The organism is Nioella ostreopsis (assembly GCF_004000255.1).
GTDB lineage: Bacteria > Pseudomonadota > Alphaproteobacteria > Rhodobacterales > Rhodobacteraceae > Nioella > Nioella ostreopsis.
On the sequence record NZ_RCIQ01000030.1, the window covers coordinates 1 to 17033 of the forward strand.

Here is a 17033-nt window from a genome sequence, read left to right on the forward strand (position 1 = left end):
CAAACAAAACCCGCAAGCGCTTTTTTGCAGAAATATGAAGATTTTTCGCAAGAGTCGTGAAATCTTAAATAATTCAGATAGTTAGATCACAAACCACACAAGATGTTCCGCGCCAACGGGGCTTTCGATGCTGCTCTGCGGCATCAACCTGCCGACTCGCCTTCCAACATTTTGGGTTATCCCCCGACTTACCCCCAGTTTCTGGGATTCACCGGGGTGAATCAGGTCAGGATCGAGCGACTCGGCGGGTCATCCAGAGGGCGCGCATCGCCACGACCCCCACGGCAATCGCCAGATAGACCAACGATTGCACGGACCAGACCTTCTCCTGCATCACGAAATGCAGACCGCCCAGGATCACCGCCACATAGGACAGCCGGTGCAGCTTGTGCCAGCGCATCCCCATCCGGCGAATGGCGGCTTTGGTCGAGGTCAGCGCCAGCGGCACCAGCATCAGGAAGGCTGCCATGCCGATGGTGATATAGGGACGCTCCACCAGGTCCTCGGCGATCTGCCCCCACAGGAAGGACATATCCAGCGCCAGCCATGTCAGCAGGTGCAGGCAGACATAGCCGAACCCCAGCAGCCCGAAGGCGCGGCGGAACTTCAGCAGGTTCAGCCCGGCATAGCGGCGCAAGGGCGTGACCAACAGCGTGGCGATCAGGAATTGCAGCGCGATCACCCCAAGCTCATGCTCCAGCGCCTTGATCGGCTCCACCCCGAGCCCGCCATTGATGCCAAGCCACAACAGCCAGGCCGCGGGCAGGAACCCGAGGATATAGAGCGGCCATTCCGGCAGGCGGCGCAGGGTCTGGTTCAGGGTGTCGATCATGTCGGCGCCTCAGAAATACTCGGACAGGTCCATGCCCTCGTACATCGAGGCGACCTCATCCTCGTAGCCGTTGAACATCAGGGTCGGGATGCGCCGGGCAAAGAGCCCGCCACCGACGCGCCGCTCACTTGCCTGGGACCAGCGGGGGTGATCCACTTCGGGGTTCACATTGGAATAGAAGCCGTATTCGCGGCGGTTCTGCATGTTCCAGGTGGTGGGCGGTTCCTCATCGGTCAGAGTGATGCGGACGATCGACTTGATCGACTTGAACCCGTATTTCCACGGCACCACCAATCGGATCGGCGCGCCGTTCTGGTTGGGCATCGGTTCGCCATAAAGACCGGTCGCCATCAGGGTCAGCGGGTGCATCGCCTCGTCCAGGCGCAGACCCTCGCGATAGGGCCAGTTCAGGATCGGGCTGCGTTGGCCGGGCATTTCCTCGGGCCGCACCAGCGTTTCAAAGGCCACATACTGCGCGCCCTCCTGCACACCGACGCGGGTCAGCAGATCGGCCAGTTCGAACCCGTTCCACGGGATCACCATCGACCAGGCCTCCACACAGCGGAACCGGTAGATGCGCTCTTCGATGGTCATGCCCTCCAGGATCTCAGCCAGCGAATAGACACCGGGATTGTCGACCATGCCATCAATCTCGATCTGCCACGGGTCGGTGGTCAGCATATGGGCATAGGCGGCGGGGTCGGTCTTGCCGGTGCCGAATTCGTAGAAGTTGTTGTAGCTGGTGATCTCTTCGAAGGTATTGGGTTCCAGCGCCTCCTGCGCGCGGGCCTGCCCGCCAATCAGACCGGCCCCCATCACCGCCCCAGCGCCCGCCATCAGTTGACGGCGGTTCATGAACAGACCCTTGGGGGTCACGTCCGCATGGGTCAGGTCGTTTTTCCAGCGATAGGCCATTTGGTCCTCCTGCATTTGCTTGCCGCGACACTGCCAAAGAGATGGTGCGCAACAAAGCGAAAGCAGCGGGCCTCACGGCATTGTTGGAATGTCGTGACCACGGGGAAAAACTTCGTGCATCGGGCGTGAGGTGCCATCGGCCATCACCAGACGCACATGGCGCCGGCGCATCAGGCGGGGTTCGGCAACCCCTACGGAATGGGCGATTGTCTCGACTTCCTTGATGATTCCCTTGGCATATCGTGCCACCCGATCCTCTTTCACTTCGACCACCAGGCCCTTCTGAAAGCGCGGATTATGGGTGGTGATCCCGGTCGGGCAGGTGTTTTTGTTACATTTCAACGCCTGGATACAGCCCAGCGAGAACATGAAGCCACGGGCGGATGTTACAAAATCGGCCCCTGCCGCCAGCGCCCAGGCCACATCGCCGGGATTCACCAGCTTGCCGGAGGCCACCAGCCGGATACGATCCTTCAGCCCATGCCGGTCGCGCAGGTCAGAGACCATCAGCAGGCTTTCACGGATCGACATGCCGACAAGGTCCATCAGCGGCATGGGCGAGGCCCCGGTGCCGCCTTCCCCGCCATCGAGCGTGATGAAGTCGGGGGCGCTGTCTTCGCCACGTTCTATGATGAGGGCGAACAGGTCCTCGAACGGCTCGGCCCCGCTGGCAACCGTCTTGATGCCGACCGGCTTGCCGGTGACCTCGCGGATATGGGCGATCATGTCCAGCAGGTCGCCCCAGTCGTCGATCTCTATATGTCGGTTCGGCGAAAGACTGTCCTCGCCAGGAATGATGCCCCGGATCTGCGCAATCTCGGGCGTGATCTTCTCGGCCGGCAGAATGCCGCCCTTGCCGGGCTTGGCCCCCTGGGCGAGCTTCAGCTCGAACATCTTAACAGCGTCATGGGCGGCCATCTCTCGCAGCTTGTCGTCGTTCAGGCTGCCATCGGGATTGCGCACCCCATATTTGGCGGTGCCAATCTGAAAGACGATGTCGCAGCCGCCCTCAAGGTGATAGGGCGACAGCGCGCCCTCGCCGGTGTTCATCCAGATCCCGGCTTTCTTCGCCCCCCGGCTCAGCGCCTGCACCGCCGGTTTCGAAATCGCGCCATAGCTCATGCCCGAGATGTTGAAGAACGACGGCGCCATATAGGGCTGCCGCGCCGTGGGGCCGATCATCATCGGCTCGGTCGAGGCATACTGGTTGTCCAGCGGCGGAAAGGCGGCATTGACGAAAATGGCCGTGCCGGGAATGGTCAGATCGCGGGTAGACCCGAAGGCCAGCGTGTTGGACCCCCCATCGGCGGCGTGGCTAACCCAATGTCGCTGTGCCCGGTTGAACGGCAGTTCTTCCCGGTCCATGGCAAAGAAATACTGCCGGAAGAATTCGCCAAGCGCCGTGAACAGCCCCCGGAACCGGCCAATGACCGGGTAGTTGCGCCGGATCGCGTCATGGGTCTGGGTCCGGTCATAGATCGCCAGCACAAGCACCACCAGCACCAGCACCCCCACGATCAGCAGAAAGACCTGCGCCAGAAGCTCCACAAAGGTGAACATGCGACCAATCCTTTTCCTCGGGCAAGACCGGCGCAACTCTGCACGCGCTTCAAAGGGGTTTCAATCGCGCAGGACCGCACACGCAAGATCACATGTTCACCACGAAGTCGTGATTGGATTTTGCAAAACGTCGTGGCTTAGGGCGAATATCCGCGACGACAAGCCCTGTTTTTAAGGGTTTTTCCAGAATCCCGAGTCATCCGGCGCGCCATTGCCCGCGTATCTCCAGTCACATTCAACCTGACAGGAGATCATCATGATCCGTCGTACTTTCCTTGCTACCACCGCTGCAATCGCGCTGTCCACCACCGCCTTTGCCGGTGGCCATTCCATGGATATCGTCGATACCGCCGTGGGCGCGGGCACATTCAATACTCTTGTGGCTGCCGTACAAGCCGCGGGCCTGGAAGAAACCCTGCGTGGCGAAGGCCCGTTCACCGTCTTCGCACCCACGGACGAAGCCTTTGCCGCCCTTCCCGAGGGCACTGTCGAAACCCTGCTGATGGAAGAAAACCTCGATCAGCTGGTCGCGATCCTCACCTATCACGTGGTGCCCGGCGCAGTCATGTCCGGTGACCTGTCCGACGGCATGATGGCGACCACCGTCCAGGGTGGCGAAATCGAGATCGGCACCACGGACGGCGTGACCGTGAACGGCGCCAATGTGATCGCAGCCGATATCGAAGCCTCGAACGGCGTGATCCACGTCATCGACGCGGTGATCCTGCCAACGATGTAAGCCATTGGGCCCGCCTCCACCGGCGGGCCCTTTCCATTTCCGACTTAAGGGAGGACAGACCCTTGAACCGCCGTCAATTCTTCGCCACCACCGCAGGGGCCGCCGCCGCAACGCTGGCCAGCCCCGCGATCCTTTCCGCACAATCCGCGACCATCGTCGACCTCGCCGTCGCAACGCCCGACCTGTCCACACTGGTCACCGCCGTTCAGGCGGCGGGCCTGGTCGACACGCTGTCCGGCCCCGGCAACTTCACCGTCTTCGCCCCCACGAACCGCGCCTTCGAGCATCTGCCCCATGGCGTTCTGCAAGGCCTGCTGCATGACATCCCGGCGCTGACCAATGTGCTGACCTACCATGTGTCGGCCGCCTACTACCCGGCCTCCGCCATCCTCGGCCAACGCGGCCGCATCCCCACCGTTCAGGGCGGCTATATCAGCGCCAACGGGCAGGGTCATGGCGTGGTCCTGAACCATTCCGCCACCGTCACTACCGCTGACGTGATGGCCTCGAACGGGGTCGTCCACATCATCGACGCCGTGCTTCTGCCAGGCTGAGACCGTCCCCAACGGCTTACGGCAGAAGAAAGCGCCCCCGGAGATCTCGCTCCGGGGGCGCGGACATGCAGCGTTTCACCGGCCAGGGTCATCCCGGCCACTTGGCTCACATCGGCTCCGACCTTCACCAGGATCGATCACAGCCAGACCAGACGCGACCCGATAGAGCCGCAGGTCAAACCTCTCGATCAGACAATGCCCGCTATGCGGACTTTGCTGCCGTCCGGCAATTCTCCTTTAAGGCCCGCAAACGCACGTCCGCTGCTACGCTGGCGGTATTTCAGCTATGCTTCGATAGTGGGAATTCCGGACGCTTCCGCTTGCTTGAAGTAATTGTCAGCCCCCCGACTTTCAGCGGGCAGGCGCAGCACTGCATCGCAAATCGAAAGCAAGCGTTCCGATATTGGGTAGAAGATCTCCTCATTAAGATCGTCCACCGGCGTCTTGCCCCAGCCGAGCGCTATACAGGCTGCGCGACCCATTCGCCGATCATTGGAATATGGCCGGCTTCGAAGAACGGCCAAGATGCGTTCTCCAGCGTGCGTTGGTTCGCCGCCATTTTTCCGGATCGTCCCCGGTCCCTCAGCGATAGGGGCCTGAAATCAATATCAGCATGACGCGCCCTTCCTTTGAAGTTGTTCGATTACGATGTGCTGGAGAAGGATGATCGTCTTGGCATCGCGGATGTCGCCGGTGTGAATCATCTCCATGGCTTCGCGTAGGGGGACTTCGATCACCTCGATGTCCTCGCCTTCGGCGTATTCCCCTCCGCCCTCGGCCTTCTGATCACCCAACCGGTAATTGCCTTTGAAAAAGGCCAGGTACTCCGTGACGGAGCCAGGACTCATGTAAACGTCGTACAAGTGGGTTAGGGTATCGACCTGGAAACCGGTCTCCTCGATCAACTCGGCTCGCATTCGCTCTTCCGGTTCGGCGCCATCGAGTAGACCGGCAGGTGTTTCCACAAGCGACTTCAACCCGCCGTTGAGGAATACAGGCAGTCTGAACTGTCGGGTCAAAACAACACATTCAGTTTCAAGGTTGTATAGCAGGCACGTCGCCCCATTCCCGCGATCATACGTTTCGCGTGTTTGCTGCTGCCACTCACCACTTCTCCGGCGCACCTCATAGCGGAATTTGGTCAACTTGCCCCAATCATCGGATAGAACTTCCTCCGAAATGGGCCGGAATGTCTCGTCACTTGTCATGCAGCTTGCTCCTTCTCGTCCGCGCAGATATCGTGCATAAGTGTGCAGAGTCAAGAAAAGTCGTGCAATGCTGAGCCATGAACGCAAAACCCATCTTCTCTCGATACTGTCTGAAAGCGGCAGCATCGTCGCAAAGGAAGTCAGCCGAAATTTAGGCGTGTCAGAAGATACGATCCGACGCGATCTGCGCGAGCTGGCAAAGGATGGGCGCCTTAAGCGCGTGCACGGCGGAGCGGTTCCCAACGCTCCTGCGCACGCACCCTTTTCGCGTCGGGTCGGCCTTGCCACACCGGAAAAAACCGCCATCGGAAAGCACGCGGCTGCGATGGTGGGCACTGGCCATGTGGTTTTTGTCGATGGAGGAACGACCGCGCTTCAGCTGGCGCGTCACCTCCCAGAGACGTTGAACGCGACGATCGTCACCCATAGCCCGAATGTGGCGCTGGAACTGCTTAACCACGCGAATCTGGAAGTCGAGATCGTGGGTGGCAAGCTCCTTCGTCATTCCGTTGTGACCGGCGGTGCGGCCACCATCGCTTGGCTGGATCGCTATCGCCCTGACATCTGCTTCATCGGTGCGACCGGCCTGCACCCGGATCAGGGCATCACAACGGGCGTGAGCGAAGATGCCGAAGTCAAGCGCGCGATCATTGCTAGATCAGGTTCAGCACTCATCCTCGCATCGTCGGAAAAATTTGGCGCAGTCTCTTCTTTCGAGATCGCGGGGTGGGATGACGTAGACGGCTTGATTGTCGCGGAAGATGCCAAGGCGAGAGCTAATGAACTCTTTGCCCACCTCGGATGCGAGATACATTGCGGCGAGAAATCTTGAAGATATGAAGAGCGGACATTCATCCAAGCCGCAGCATTGGTCAAGTTGGGCTCAAACCTCCCATTCCCAAAATCAAAGGCCCCGCCGAAGCAGGGCCTACTCAAAAGTCTGTTCAATGCACCACGGCGTCATCCGGCTTGGGCCGGGTCGAGGCTGACACCCGGTCGCCCACGATCAGCCCGTCGGCCCCGGCGCTGACATGCACCGTATCGCCGTCCTTCACCTCACCGGCAAGGATCATCTCGGCCAGCTGGTTCTGCAGGGCGTTCTGGATCACCCGCTTCAAGGGTCGCGCCCCGAAGACCGGGTCATAGCCCTCATCCGCCAGCCATTTCCGCGCGCCATCGTCCAGATCCAGCGTGATCTTGCGATCGGCCAGACGCTTTTCAAGGCGACGCAGCTGGATGGTCACGATTCCATCCATGTCGTCCCGCGTCAGGCGGTCGAAGATGATGGTCTCATCCAGACGGTTCAGGAATTCCGGCCGGAAATGGGCGCGCACGGCATCCATCACGTCCCGCTTGGCGGCGGAACTGTCGGCCCCGTCGGGCAGCTGGCTCAGCGCCTGCGCGCCAAGGTTCGAGGTCAGCACGATGAGCGTCTGCTTGAAGTCCACCGTGCGCCCCTGCCCGTCGGTCAGCTGACCGTCATCGAGCACCTGAAGCAGCACGTTGAACACATCGGGATGCGCCTTCTCGACCTCGTCGAACAGCACCACCTGATAGGGCCGGCGCCGCACCGCTTCGGTCAGCACGCCGCCCTCGTCATAGCCGACATAGCCCGGAGGTGCGCCGATCAGACGGGCGACGGAGTGCTTCTCCATGAACTCGCTCATGTCGATGCGCACCATCGCCTGGTCGTCGTCGAAGAGGTATTCGGCCAGCGCCTTGGTCAGTTCCGTCTTGCCCACGCCGGTCGGCCCGAGCATCAGGAAGCTGCCCAAAGGACGGTTCTCGTCATTCAAGCCCGCCCGCGCCCGACGCACGGCATTGGATACGGCACGCACGGCGGTTCGCTGACCGATCACGCGCTTGCCGATTTCCTCTTCCATGCGCAGCAGTTTCTCGCGCTCGCCTTCCAGCATCTTGGACATGGGGATGCCCGTCCAGCGCTCGACGACACTGGCGATCTGTTCGGGCCGCACGGCCTCTTCGACCATCAGGTCATTATCCTGCTGTTCCGACTCCGCCAGTTGCTTTTCCAGCTGCGGGATGACACCATAGGACAGCTCCCCGGCTTTCGCCAGATCGCCCTGCCGCTTGGCCTGATCGAGCTCCGCCCGCGCATGGTCGAGCTTCTCCTTCAGCCCACGGGCCGATTCGAGCTTGTCGCGCTCCGCCTGCCATTGCGCCGTCATCTCTGCCGATTTCTGCTGCAACTCGGACAGATCCTTCTGCAGCTTCTCCAGCCGGTCCTTGGACGCGGTATCATCCTCTTTTTTCAGCGCCTCGGCCTCGATCTGCTTTTGCAGAATGTCGCGGTCGAGCGCGTCGAGCTCCTCGGGCTTCGAATCCACCTCCATCCGCAGACGGCTGGCGGCCTCATCGACAAGGTCGATGGCCTTGTCCGGCAGGAAGCGGTCGGTGATGTAGCGGTGGCTCAGCTGCGCGGCGGCCACCAAGGCAGCGTCCGAAATCCGCACGCCGTGGTGCAGCTCGTACTTTTCCTTGATCCCGCGCAGGATCGACACGGTGTCCTCCACCGTCGGTTCTTCCACCACAAGGGGCTGGAACCGGCGGGCAAGCGCCGCATCCTTCTCCACATATTTGCGGTATTCATCGAGCGTCGTGGCACCCACGCAGTGCAGCTCGCCCCGTGCCAGCGCCGGCTTGATCAGGTTCGCCGCATCCATCGCACCATCGGTCTTGCCCGCGCCCACAAGCGTGTGCATCTCGTCGATGAAGAGGATGATTTCGCCCGCCGCCGCCGTGATCTCGTTCAACACGGCTTTCAGCCGCTCCTCGAACTCACCCCGGTATTTGGCACCGGCGATCAGCGCGCCCATATCCAGCGCCATCAGCGTTTTGTTCTTCAGGCTTTCGGGCACGTCACCATTGACGATCCGCAAGGCCAGACCTTCCGCAATCGCCGTCTTACCGACGCCGGGTTCCCCGATCAGCACCGGGTTGTTCTTGGTCCGGCGGCTCAGCACCTGCATGGCGCGGCGGATTTCCTCGTCGCGGCCGATAATGGGGTCGATCTTGCCCTCGCGCGCCGCTTCCGTCAGGTCGCGGGCGTATTTCTTCAGCGCCTCATAGCTGTCTTCGGCCCCGGCACTATCCGCCGTGCGGCCCTTGCGCAGGTCGTTGATCGCGGAATTCAGCGCCTGAGCATTCACGGCGCCTGCATCCAGCGCGTCCTTGGCCTTGGATTTCACCATGGCCAGCGCGGTCAGAATGCGTTCGACGGCCACGAAACTGTCGCCCGCCTTTTCGGCCAGCTTCTCGGCCTCGGTCAGCACCTTCACGGTCTGCCCGTCCATGTAAAGCTGCCCGGAATCCCCGGTCACCTTCGGAAGCTTCGACAGCGACAGGTCGACCGACTCCGCCACCCGCTTGGCGTTGCCGCCCGCCCGGGTGATGAGGTTCGAGGCCATGCCCTGATCGTCGTCAAGAAGTGCCTTCAGCAAATGTTCGGGAACCAGTTTCTGATGGTCTTCCCGTTGTGCGATTGTCTGCGCGGCCTGAAGGAACCCGCGCGCGCGGTCGGTGAACTTCTCCAAGTTCATGCCTAGTCTCCTTTTCAAAGCGCCTGACTGTGACCCCGCCCGGTATCCGGCACGAGGGCCTTTTGCAGGCCTTGTCAGGTAGATGGGGAGGCACACGCCCCATCACAAGATCGCGACGAAGGATTCATTTTCGAAAAATTCTTCCCATTTCTTTTGAACCGGGCGGCCACCTCGCCCGACACATGACCATAAGCCATACCCGGAACCTCGCCATGACCCGCATCGCCCTGACCCAAGTCGCCTATGACGCCCGCCGCGCCTGCTTCCATGCCCGCGCCGTGCTGGACGACCGCGCCCCGGTCGACTGCCGCTGGCACGGCCCGCAAGGGGCCGCGTTCTCGCGCATCGCCTCCGGTCTCTCGCAGGCCGCCCTCCGCCACCGGCGGTAACAGTTTCCCCAAGGCGCAGCCGCCTGCCCCCCGTCCCTCAATGGCTGCGCCCTCAGACAGGATGACCCCCGTCCCTCAAGGTCTCCTGCTGCCCGGCCCGGTCGCTTCCCCCCGTCGCGACCGGGTCGTTTTCTTTCCAAATTCCCAACGGGTGCGCTAGACTGGGCCATGAACCGCCTGGATCAGATCCGCTCCCAGACCCGTCCCGCCTGGATTTTCGAAGGTCAGGCGCAGCATCTTGGCATCCTGTTTTTCATGCTGGCAGGGGTGTATCACCTGCTGCCAGAGCCCACGGACGCACATCGCATCCTGCTGCTGACCCCAAGGGGATGGGCGCTGACCTCGGTCTGGCTGGCGGTCGCCCATCAGGTCGTGGTTGCCATCGGCTTCCGCACGGAACTGCATCTGCACCTGCTGACCCGCCTCTTTGGGGACAAAGCCTTCGCGACTTGGGCAATGATCTTCCTGCCGCTTCTGGCGTTGCGCCCGCTGACGGTACTGGCCGCGGGGCTATCAGACACCGGCAGTCTGGGCCTGTGGCGTCCGGGCGAGATCGTGATCGGCGCGGCGCTTCTGATCCCCGCGGGCTATGCGCTCTGGTCCACCTTCCGCTATTTCACCCTCGAACGCGCTCTCGGCGCCGATCATTTCTATGATGAAATCGCAGAGATGCCGATGGAAACGCGCGGCGCTTTCGGCTGGACCCCGAACGCCATGTATGGGCTGGCTTTCCTCGGCCTCTGGGGCATCGCGCTGCTCTGCGGCTCCTGGGCCGCGCTGGTCGCGGCTGCCTTCCAGCACGCCTATATCTGGGTCCATATGTACACGGTCGAAGGCCCTGACATGCGCCGGATCTACGGGGTTGAAGACAAGGCGGCAGAAGACTAGTCAGGCGCAACGCCCCAGATTGCGAGGATCCCCCGATGCGTGATGACCGCCTGATCGCCGCCCTTGACGTGCCCAATGCCCTGCAGGGGATGAAACTGGCCGAAGAGATCGGCGATGCCGTCAGCTTCTACAAGATCGGTCTGGGGATGCTGACCGGCGGCGGGCTGGCCCTGGCCAATGAGCTGAAGCAAGAGCACGGCAAACGCATCTTCCTCGACATGAAACTCTTCGATATCGGCGCAACGATTGAAGCCGCCGTGCGCGGGCTGGCGCAGTTCGAACTGGATTTCCTGACCGTCCAGGGCGATCCGCAGGTGGTGCGCGCCGCGAAAGAGGGCGCAGCGGGCAGCGGCCTCAAGATCCTCGCCGTCACCGTCCTGACCTCGCTCGACCGGGCCGATCTGGACGCCAACCTGATCAAGCCGGGCGATGTGCAGGAGATCGTGTTGCAACGCGCCGCGAATGCGTTCGAGGCCGGGGCCGATGGCGTCATCGCCTCGCCGCATGAGGCCGCACTGATCCGTGCCCTTCCGAATGCCAAAGGCCGCCTGATCGTCACCCCCGGCGTGCGCCCGACAGGATCGGCCAAGGGCGACCAGAAGCGCGTGGCCACCCCGGCGCAGGCCATCACAGACGGGGCCGATCATATCGTGGTGGGCCGCCCGATCTGGACGGCAACGGACCCCCGCGCCGCGGCACAGGCGATCCTCGCTGAACTGCCCTGACCCAACCCCGAGCCGAGGGGCGGAGCTCCCGCAGGCGAGATATCGTCTTGCGCCGTCAGGCGCGCAATCTGGTCAGGTTCAGTTCTCGTTGATGTCGTGGTCGAAGGTCTTCACCTGATCGCGATAGACACCAAGGAACCTGCGCAAGAGCAGCCAGACCACCAGCGACACCACCGCAAAGCTCAGCAGCAAGACCGGGATTGACCCGGCCAGAAACGCCGCCGGTGCGCCGCCGATCAGCAGGATCAGCGCGATGATCCCTGCGCCGATGCCGAAACCGAGCAGCACGAAGGTGGGCAGGATCACCTCGCCGAAGGCCAGCAGGATCGCCAAAGCCCCCCAGGCCCACCAGGTGTTCCAGATATCCATCAGCTCCGGCCCTTCAGCATCTGGAACGCCTTGCCAAAGGCATCGGCGGCATCGGCGGGCACGACGATGGTCTGCGTTCCGTTGCCCTGGGCAATCTGCCCCAAAGCCTCGACCTGTTTCAGCGCGATCTGGTATTGCGCGGCCTCCAGCCCGTTTTCAGCGATCGCAGCCGCCACGGCACGGGTGGCATAGGCTTCCGCATCGGCAAGGATCTTGCGCGCCTCTGCGGTTTTCTCGGCCTCGTACAGTTCCGCATCGGCGTTCAGCTCGACCGCGCGCTTGCGGCCTTCGGCCTCGGTCACCTGCGCGCGGCGGGCGCGCTCGGCGTTCAGCTGTTGCAGCATCGCGTCACGCGTCGCCTGATCCAGGTTCACGTCCAGCAGTTCGGCGCGCGTCACCTCGATGCCCCAGTCATCCACCGCCTGTTCGACGCTGTGCTTGATCTCGGAAATCAGCTGATTGCGGTTCGACTGAACCTCGTCAAGGTCCATCTTGCCGATCTCGGCCCGCACGATCCCCGCCACGGTCGTGGCAATCGCAGCGTCAACATCGCGGATCCGGTAGACCGTCTTTTCGGGTTCGAGAATGCGGTAGAACACCGATGTTTCGACCTGCACCAGAACGTTGTCTTTGGTGATTGCGTCCTGCTGCGCATTGGGCAGCTGCCGTTCCAGGATCGAGATCTTGTGCGCCACCCGGTCGAGGAACGGCACGATGAAGTTGATCCCCGGCCCCAGCACCGACCGCAACCGCCCGAACCGTTCGACAACGAATTTCTGGCTTTGCGGCACGATGCGAATGCCAAGGTAAATGCAGAGAATGATGAACCCTGCCAGCAGCAGGATCACAAGATTGCCGCCCAGAAGGGCGTCGAGAATGGCTTCGATATCCATGGTATTGGTATCCTCGTTCTTCATACGCGGAACTATGCAGTCGGGTTGAAAAATGGTCTAGGGCGTATGTGGGCCGGTTTGGCCGCAAGAACAAGGCCGATTTGAGCAAGGCCCGGTCAGGGCCAGCTTGTGACGGCCCCGTGCCGGAGCGCAATTGCGACCCAAACCACACCCCCTTGTCAGAGGATGGCAGGCACGCTGATGCAGTCCTTTAGGGACATTTCAGGCCACAGCCTTCCCAGCCAGCTTCGCAACGATCCGCCCCGGCACCTGCCGCGCGCTCATCGCGCGGGGATAGGGCAACTCCTCCATCTCCGGCACGTCGCCATAAAGCGCCTCGAACTCGGCGTAGTTGTCGAAAGCCCTACGCGAAACGTTGTCGATAAACGTCTCCGCAGGGGCGCCATTGGCGAGGATGATCTCGTGTTCCTCGGTCTCGATATGGAAGACCGTGTAAGTCTCGCCCATTTCGGCCAGAGGCACGCGACGGATGGTCGTCCCGTTCACCAGCGCCCCCGCGTGGCAGATCACGCCCTCCACCAGCATCCCGTGATCCGCCGTCACCGTCAGGTCGGAATGCGGCACATCCTTTCCCAAAGACCTGGCAGCAAACCGCACCGGCATCAGCCGTTCGGCAGGACCGAACCGGGTCATAACCGTCTGGCGACCGATCCATTTGATGCGTCGGATCTGCCCGTCCGCCGTCAGCACCTCATCGCCGATCCCCAAGGCCTCGACAACAACGCAACCGGACCCTGTAGCGATTTCGGTCCCGGCCCAAAAGCAATGCGCAAGGTTAGACTTCACCAGCATTGTCGCGGACACGCTGTCCGGCCAATCTCCTGGACTCGGGTCCGTTCCTGACGTCTGCGTATCGTCAAGCGATACAAAGATGTAGTTCGAAGAATTGCTAGTACTTTGAAACAGAAAGATCCGTCCGACCGGCGCCCCGTCGTAATACCCCTGGTAGACCCAGTCACCGATCAGAAGCGTGTCGGAATAGGTTTCACCGACTTCAAACGTATCGGCGACCGCCCCGCCCAGTTCGGTGAACTCCGGATCCTGCGGCTGAATGATGTTCGAGCTGGGTGTCAGAGTTCCGCTGACAAGATCGCCGCTAAGTGAGAAAAACATGTAGGAATAGGCTTGGAACGGCATGAAACCCCCCGAAAATAGGTTACTTCCCCTGCACTATGGCGGACCTCCCCTGCTCGCACAACCTCAGATTGACCCTTATGCCATTACTGCCCGGATCAGCAAGAGTAGGGTGGGCAGTTCTGCCCACCGCCCCATCGGTAGGCGTAAGGTGGGGCACCTTACCCACCAATTCGCCCGCAAGCGGCGCGCTTTATCTCTCCGCCCTGAACACCCTCGACACTGCGCGAGACCCAACCAATCGCCTCCCCGGTGGGCGGTGAGGCAGGACTGTCGCGCCGGTGGCGCGGCGTATGACTGCCGAACGCGATTCCGCGGCGGCTTCGCCTTGACTTCGAGCAGGGGTTTTGGACCGACTGTCGCTCTCACCCGCCCCCTGCTTTGACCCGCGGTCTGGCCAGGCCCGGGCCGTTTGGCTGGGTGCCCAGGACTCCCGCCAATCCCGGTTTTGTCTGCACAGGGGGTGTACGGGGGGTGTACGCCTGGTGCACGGGGGACACCCCCCTGTTTTCGGGGTTCCCGACCCCCGCCATCCATGCTTGTCTGACGCACAAGGAGGATCCCATGAACGGTGCCCAATCCCTTGTGAAAACCATGCTGGCCAGCGGTGTTGACGTCTGCTTCGCCAATCCCGGCACGTCCGAGATGCATTTCGTTGCGGCGCTGGACAGCCACCCGGACATGCGCTGCATCCTGTGTCTGTTCGAAGGCGGAACCTCTGGCGCTGCGGACGGGTATTTCCGCATGTCGGGCCGCGTTGCAGCCACCATGCTGCATCTCGCGCCGGGGTTTGGGAATGCGTTTTCCAACCTGCACAATGCGCGCAAGGCGGGCAGCGGCATTGTCAATATCATGGGCGAACACGCGACCTATCACCTGGCCTATGAGAGCCCCCTCAAGGGCGATACCGAAGGCATTAGCCGCACCATAAGCCATTGGACTCGCAGCTCTCTTTCCTCGGCCGATGTGGCAAGCGACGGGGCAGATGCGATCCGCGCGGCGCGCTCGATGAACGGCCGGATCGCCACGATGATCCTGCCCGCCGACACGGCCTGGGGCGACGGCTCCGCCCCGGTGGCAGCCGCCGCTCCGCCAGCGCTTCACCGCCCGTCGGATGCGGCGCTTGATGCGGCGGCCGCAGCTCTGAAAACCGAAGGTGCAGCCCTGCTTCTGGGGGGTCAGGCCACCCATGGCCCGTTGTTGCATCTGGGGGCACAGATCGCACAGGCGGCAGGATGCCGGATCATGACGCCCCTGCACAGCCCGAGGCTGGAGCGCGGCGCCGGAACGCCCCCGGTGGAACAGCTGCTCTACCCCGTCGATGCCAATGCCGCGCTGCTGAAGGACGTCCGCAGCCTCGTCGTCTGCGGCACCCATGCGCCGGTGAATTTCTTCGCCTATCCCGGCAAGCCCTCACTGCCCACCCGCGCCGACATCCATGTTCAGGAGCTGGCAGATGCCACCATGGATTTAGGCTATGTTCTGAATGGTTTGGCCGACAGGCTCGGGGCACGGTCCGAGACTGTGGAGCCGGTCGACCTAGCCCTTCCCGACCGCCCCGACGGCCCCCTGACCCCGGCAAGCGCGGGGGCCCTGATCGCGCGCGTCATGCCCGAAAACACCATCGTCGTGAACGAGGCCGTGACCTCGGGCGCGCCCATTGCCGATGCGACCCGGACTGCGCGGCGGCATGACTGGCTGATCACCATGGGTGGCGCCATCGGCCAGTGCCTGCCCTGCGCGACCGGGGCCGCCGTGGCCTGCCCCAACCGCAAGGTCATCGCGCTGACGGGCGACGGGTCGGCCATGTATACGCTGCAATCACTGTGGACCATGGCGCGGGAACGGCTGGATGTGACGGTGATCGTCTTCGCCAACCGGGGCTATCAGATCCTGCGCGGGGAACTGGCGGCCATGGGGGTCACGCAAGTGGGCCGCAATGCGCAGGCGATGTTCGATGTGGACGACCCGCTGCTGGACTGGGTGGCGCTGGCCAAGGGGCACGGCGTCGAAGGCACCCGCGCGACCACGGTGGACGAGATGGAAGCCGCACTGGAGGAGGCCATGGCGGCCAAGGGACCGCGCCTGATCGAGGTGGTGATCTGAGGGGCTACTCCACCGGCGGCATCACCGTCAGGAAGGTCTCGCCGTTCCAGTTGAGCGCCTCGAAGCAATAGCCCGCGCTGCTGACTCCGCACCAGCCGCCGTCCCGGCCGATCAGCAGAACCGGCTCTCCGTCCCAGTCGATGATCTGCCAGCCACGCGCCTGCCAGTCGAACACACGGTCCTCCACAAAGGCGAACAGCGCACAGCCGCCCGACCCGCAATAGGGTGACAGCGGCGTGGCCGAACATTCGAGATAGCTTGTATCGACCAGAGTTTCCGGGCGGCCATCGCCGGTCAGGTCTACCTCCATGACGGCCCGCTCGCCGACATGCAGGTAGCCTTCTTCCCAAAGGGAACAGTCCCGAACGGCTTCGGTCAACAGGGCGTCTGGCGTTTCCTGTGCCGAAACCTGTACCGGGCCGACCAGCAGAAACACGATGGCAATATGGGCTTTCACAGACGAATCCTTTGCTCGGAGATGCCCGCAGAATAGCCTCGTTTCGAGTCCACGCAAATGGCCCGGATCAGGCCAGTTCCGGCAGGCCCTTCACAACGCCTTCCTGCACCACATCCGGGTCGTAGGCCTTGCGGGCGAAGACCTCTCGCACCATGGGCTCGAACACCTCAAGCGGTTCATAGTCGTAGTCCGGGTCGAACGACGACTGGTCCCACCGTTCGCAGAAATCGGCGCAGCTTTGCCAGCAGGGGTGATCCTTGAACCGATCCCGCGCGTCCTTGTCCCATCCGTAATGGTGGCCGTAATAGAACATCTGGAAGATGCCGTGATGTTCGACGGTCCAGGCGACCTCATCCCGCACGAAGGGGCGGATCACCTCGGCGGAAAACCGGTCGTGGTTCTGCGGGGCGAGCCCGTCGCCGATGTCATGCAGCAGCGCGCCAACGACCCAGTCGATATCGGCCCCTTCACGCAAGGCGCGGGTGCCCGATTGCAGCCCGTGTTCCAGCCGCGTGATCTGGTAGCCTTCCAGCGAAACCTCGCCCTGGCGGCGCAGCTCGTCCAGCACTCTGTCGGCGGTGAGCGCGAGATAGGGTTTTTCCAGCTCGGCCAGCATGGCGTATTCTTCCTTCGTGCCGTCCTTCATCTGGGTGAAGCTGACCTTCTGATCGGTTGTCATCCTG

At 62.4% G+C, this 17033-nt stretch carries 18 protein-coding genes; 7 read left to right on the plus strand and 11 right to left on the minus strand.

Annotated elements, in window-relative coordinates; all coding sequences use genetic code 11:
- Positions 1-226 precede the first annotated feature (226 nt).
- From msrQ to EP237_RS20535, 3 genes are all read right to left on the minus strand, one after another.
- The gene (gene msrQ, locus EP237_RS20525; protein WP_127562698.1) at positions 227-832 is read right to left on the minus strand and encodes a protein-methionine-sulfoxide reductase heme-binding subunit MsrQ; all 606 of its coding nucleotides are present in this window, start codon (positions 830-832) and stop codon (positions 227-229) included.
- Positions 833-841: 9 nt separating this feature from the next.
- The gene (gene msrP / locus EP237_RS20530; protein ID WP_127562699.1) at positions 842-1747 is read right to left on the minus strand and encodes a protein-methionine-sulfoxide reductase catalytic subunit MsrP; all 906 of its coding nucleotides are present in this window, start codon (positions 1745-1747) and stop codon (positions 842-844) included.
- Positions 1748-1819: 72 nt separating this feature from the next.
- Entirely contained in the window at positions 1820-3307 is a 1488-nt protein-coding gene (locus tag EP237_RS20535) for an FMN-binding glutamate synthase family protein (protein ID WP_127562700.1), read from the minus strand.
- A 256-nt stretch (positions 3308-3563) separates the two neighbouring features.
- On the opposite strand from EP237_RS20535, the gene EP237_RS20540 reads away from it, so the two are divergent.
- The gene (locus EP237_RS20540) at positions 3564-4046 is read left to right on the plus strand and encodes a fasciclin domain-containing protein (protein ID WP_127562701.1); all 483 of its coding nucleotides are present in this window, start codon (positions 3564-3566) and stop codon (positions 4044-4046) included.
- Positions 4047-4108: 62 nt separating this feature from the next.
- Positions 4109-4600 carry a fasciclin domain-containing protein gene (locus EP237_RS20545; protein ID WP_206052335.1) on the plus strand — a complete coding sequence of 164 codons (492 nt, stop codon included), beginning with the start codon at positions 4109-4111 and terminating at the stop codon, positions 4598-4600.
- 284 nt (positions 4601-4884) lie between these two features.
- On the opposite strand, the gene EP237_RS23360 is transcribed toward EP237_RS20545, so the two are convergent.
- Positions 4885-5082 carry a hypothetical protein gene (locus tag EP237_RS23360; protein ID WP_206052336.1) on the minus strand — a complete coding sequence of 66 codons (198 nt, stop codon included), beginning with the start codon at positions 5080-5082 and terminating at the stop codon, positions 4885-4887.
- 126 nt (positions 5083-5208) lie between these two features.
- The gene (locus tag EP237_RS20555) at positions 5209-5808 is read right to left on the minus strand and encodes an NUDIX domain-containing protein (RefSeq protein ID WP_127562702.1); all 600 of its coding nucleotides are present in this window, start codon (positions 5806-5808) and stop codon (positions 5209-5211) included.
- 67 nt (positions 5809-5875) lie between these two features.
- On the opposite strand from EP237_RS20555, the gene EP237_RS20560 reads away from it, so the two are divergent.
- On the plus strand, positions 5876-6640 hold the full coding sequence (locus EP237_RS20560) for a DeoR/GlpR family DNA-binding transcription regulator (RefSeq protein WP_127562703.1): 765 nt from the start codon (positions 5876-5878) through the stop codon (positions 6638-6640).
- Positions 6641-6752: 112 nt separating this feature from the next.
- Here EP237_RS20560 and clpB read toward each other — a convergent pair whose 3' ends face one another.
- On the minus strand, positions 6753-9368 hold the full coding sequence (gene clpB / locus EP237_RS20565; protein WP_127562704.1) for an ATP-dependent chaperone ClpB: 2616 nt from the start codon (positions 9366-9368) through the stop codon (positions 6753-6755).
- A gap of 182 nt (positions 9369-9550) precedes the next feature.
- Here clpB and EP237_RS20570 point away from each other — a divergent pair, with 182 nt between their 5' ends.
- The 3 genes from EP237_RS20570 to pyrF all read left to right on the plus strand — a co-directional run bounded on the left by EP237_RS20570 (position 9551) and on the right by pyrF (position 11370).
- On the plus strand, positions 9551-9757 hold the full coding sequence (locus tag EP237_RS20570) for a hypothetical protein (RefSeq protein WP_127562705.1): 207 nt from the start codon (positions 9551-9553) through the stop codon (positions 9755-9757).
- A gap of 168 nt (positions 9758-9925) precedes the next feature.
- Positions 9926-10645 carry a methyltransferase gene (locus tag EP237_RS20575; RefSeq protein WP_127562706.1) on the plus strand — a complete coding sequence of 240 codons (720 nt, stop codon included), beginning with the start codon at positions 9926-9928 and terminating at the stop codon, positions 10643-10645.
- 35 nt (positions 10646-10680) lie between these two features.
- Positions 10681-11370, plus strand: a complete 690-nt coding sequence (gene pyrF, locus EP237_RS20580; RefSeq protein WP_127562707.1) for an orotidine-5'-phosphate decarboxylase — start codon at positions 10681-10683, stop codon at positions 11368-11370.
- Positions 11371-11448: 78 nt separating this feature from the next.
- On the opposite strand, the gene EP237_RS20585 is transcribed toward pyrF, so the two are convergent.
- The 3 genes from EP237_RS20585 to EP237_RS20595 all read right to left on the minus strand — a co-directional run bounded on the left by EP237_RS20585 (position 11449) and on the right by EP237_RS20595 (position 13790).
- Positions 11449-11739 (minus strand): NfeD family protein, encoded by a 291-nt coding sequence (locus EP237_RS20585; RefSeq protein WP_206052337.1) that lies wholly within the window; start codon positions 11737-11739, stop codon positions 11449-11451.
- Complete coding sequence (locus EP237_RS20590) at positions 11739-12632, minus strand: SPFH domain-containing protein (RefSeq protein ID WP_127562733.1); 894 nt, start codon at positions 12630-12632, stop codon at positions 11739-11741. The genes EP237_RS20585 and EP237_RS20590 overlap by 1 nt, the downstream gene beginning before the upstream one ends.
- Positions 12633-12854: 222 nt before the next feature.
- Complete coding sequence (locus EP237_RS20595; protein WP_127562709.1) at positions 12855-13790, minus strand: Hint domain-containing protein; 936 nt, start codon at positions 13788-13790, stop codon at positions 12855-12857.
- Between the two features lie 561 nt (positions 13791-14351).
- On the opposite strand from EP237_RS20595, the gene EP237_RS20600 reads away from it, so the two are divergent.
- Positions 14352-15893, plus strand: a complete 1542-nt coding sequence (locus tag EP237_RS20600) for an acetolactate synthase large subunit (protein ID WP_127562710.1) — start codon at positions 14352-14354, stop codon at positions 15891-15893.
- A 4-nt stretch (positions 15894-15897) separates the two neighbouring features.
- Here EP237_RS20600 and EP237_RS20605 read toward each other — a convergent pair whose 3' ends face one another.
- Together EP237_RS20605 and EP237_RS20610 are read right to left on the minus strand one after the other, a co-directional pair.
- A complete protein-coding gene (locus EP237_RS20605; protein ID WP_127562711.1) occupies positions 15898-16350 on the minus strand; it encodes a hypothetical protein in 453 nt (150 codons plus the stop codon).
- A gap of 67 nt (positions 16351-16417) precedes the next feature.
- Positions 16418-17029 (minus strand): HD domain-containing protein, encoded by a 612-nt coding sequence (locus EP237_RS20610; RefSeq protein WP_240661719.1) that lies wholly within the window; start codon positions 17027-17029, stop codon positions 16418-16420.
- Positions 17030-17033: the final 4 nt, after the last annotated feature.

Bases quoted from the DNA above. Each gene is read 5' to 3' on its own strand.
- EP237_RS20595 (WP_127562709.1), bottom strand. From the start codon at position 13,790: ATGCCGTTCCAAGCCTATTCCTACATGTTTTTCTCACTTAGCGGCGAT.
- EP237_RS20570 (WP_127562705.1), top strand. From the start codon at position 9,551: ATGACCATAAGCCATACCCGGAACCTCGCCATGACCCGCATCGCCCTG.
- EP237_RS20585 (WP_206052337.1), bottom strand. From the start codon at position 11,739: ATGGATATCTGGAACACCTGGTGGGCCTGGGGGGCTTTGGCGATCCTG.
- EP237_RS20575 (WP_127562706.1), top strand. From the start codon at position 9,926: ATGAACCGCCTGGATCAGATCCGCTCCCAGACCCGTCCCGCCTGGATT.
- EP237_RS20555 (WP_127562702.1), bottom strand. From the start codon at position 5,808: ATGACAAGTGACGAGACATTCCGGCCCATTTCGGAGGAAGTTCTATCC.
- EP237_RS20600 (WP_127562710.1), top strand. From the start codon at position 14,352: ATGAACGGTGCCCAATCCCTTGTGAAAACCATGCTGGCCAGCGGTGTT.
- msrP (WP_127562699.1), bottom strand. From the start codon at position 1,747: ATGGCCTATCGCTGGAAAAACGACCTGACCCATGCGGACGTGACCCCC.
- pyrF (WP_127562707.1), top strand. From the start codon at position 10,681: ATGCGTGATGACCGCCTGATCGCCGCCCTTGACGTGCCCAATGCCCTG.
- EP237_RS20540 (WP_127562701.1), top strand. From the start codon at position 3,564: ATGATCCGTCGTACTTTCCTTGCTACCACCGCTGCAATCGCGCTGTCC.
- clpB (WP_127562704.1), bottom strand. From the start codon at position 9,368: ATGAACTTGGAGAAGTTCACCGACCGCGCGCGCGGGTTCCTTCAGGCC.
- EP237_RS20560 (WP_127562703.1), top strand. From the start codon at position 5,876: ATGCTGAGCCATGAACGCAAAACCCATCTTCTCTCGATACTGTCTGAA.
- EP237_RS20535 (WP_127562700.1), bottom strand. From the start codon at position 3,307: ATGTTCACCTTTGTGGAGCTTCTGGCGCAGGTCTTTCTGCTGATCGTG.
- msrQ (WP_127562698.1), bottom strand. From the start codon at position 832: ATGATCGACACCCTGAACCAGACCCTGCGCCGCCTGCCGGAATGGCCG.
- EP237_RS20610 (WP_240661719.1), bottom strand. From the start codon at position 17,029: ATGACAACCGATCAGAAGGTCAGCTTCACCCAGATGAAGGACGGCACG.
- EP237_RS23360 (WP_206052336.1), bottom strand. From the start codon at position 5,082: ATGGGTCGCGCAGCCTGTATAGCGCTCGGCTGGGGCAAGACGCCGGTG.
- EP237_RS20590 (WP_127562733.1), bottom strand. From the start codon at position 12,632: ATGGATATCGAAGCCATTCTCGACGCCCTTCTGGGCGGCAATCTTGTG.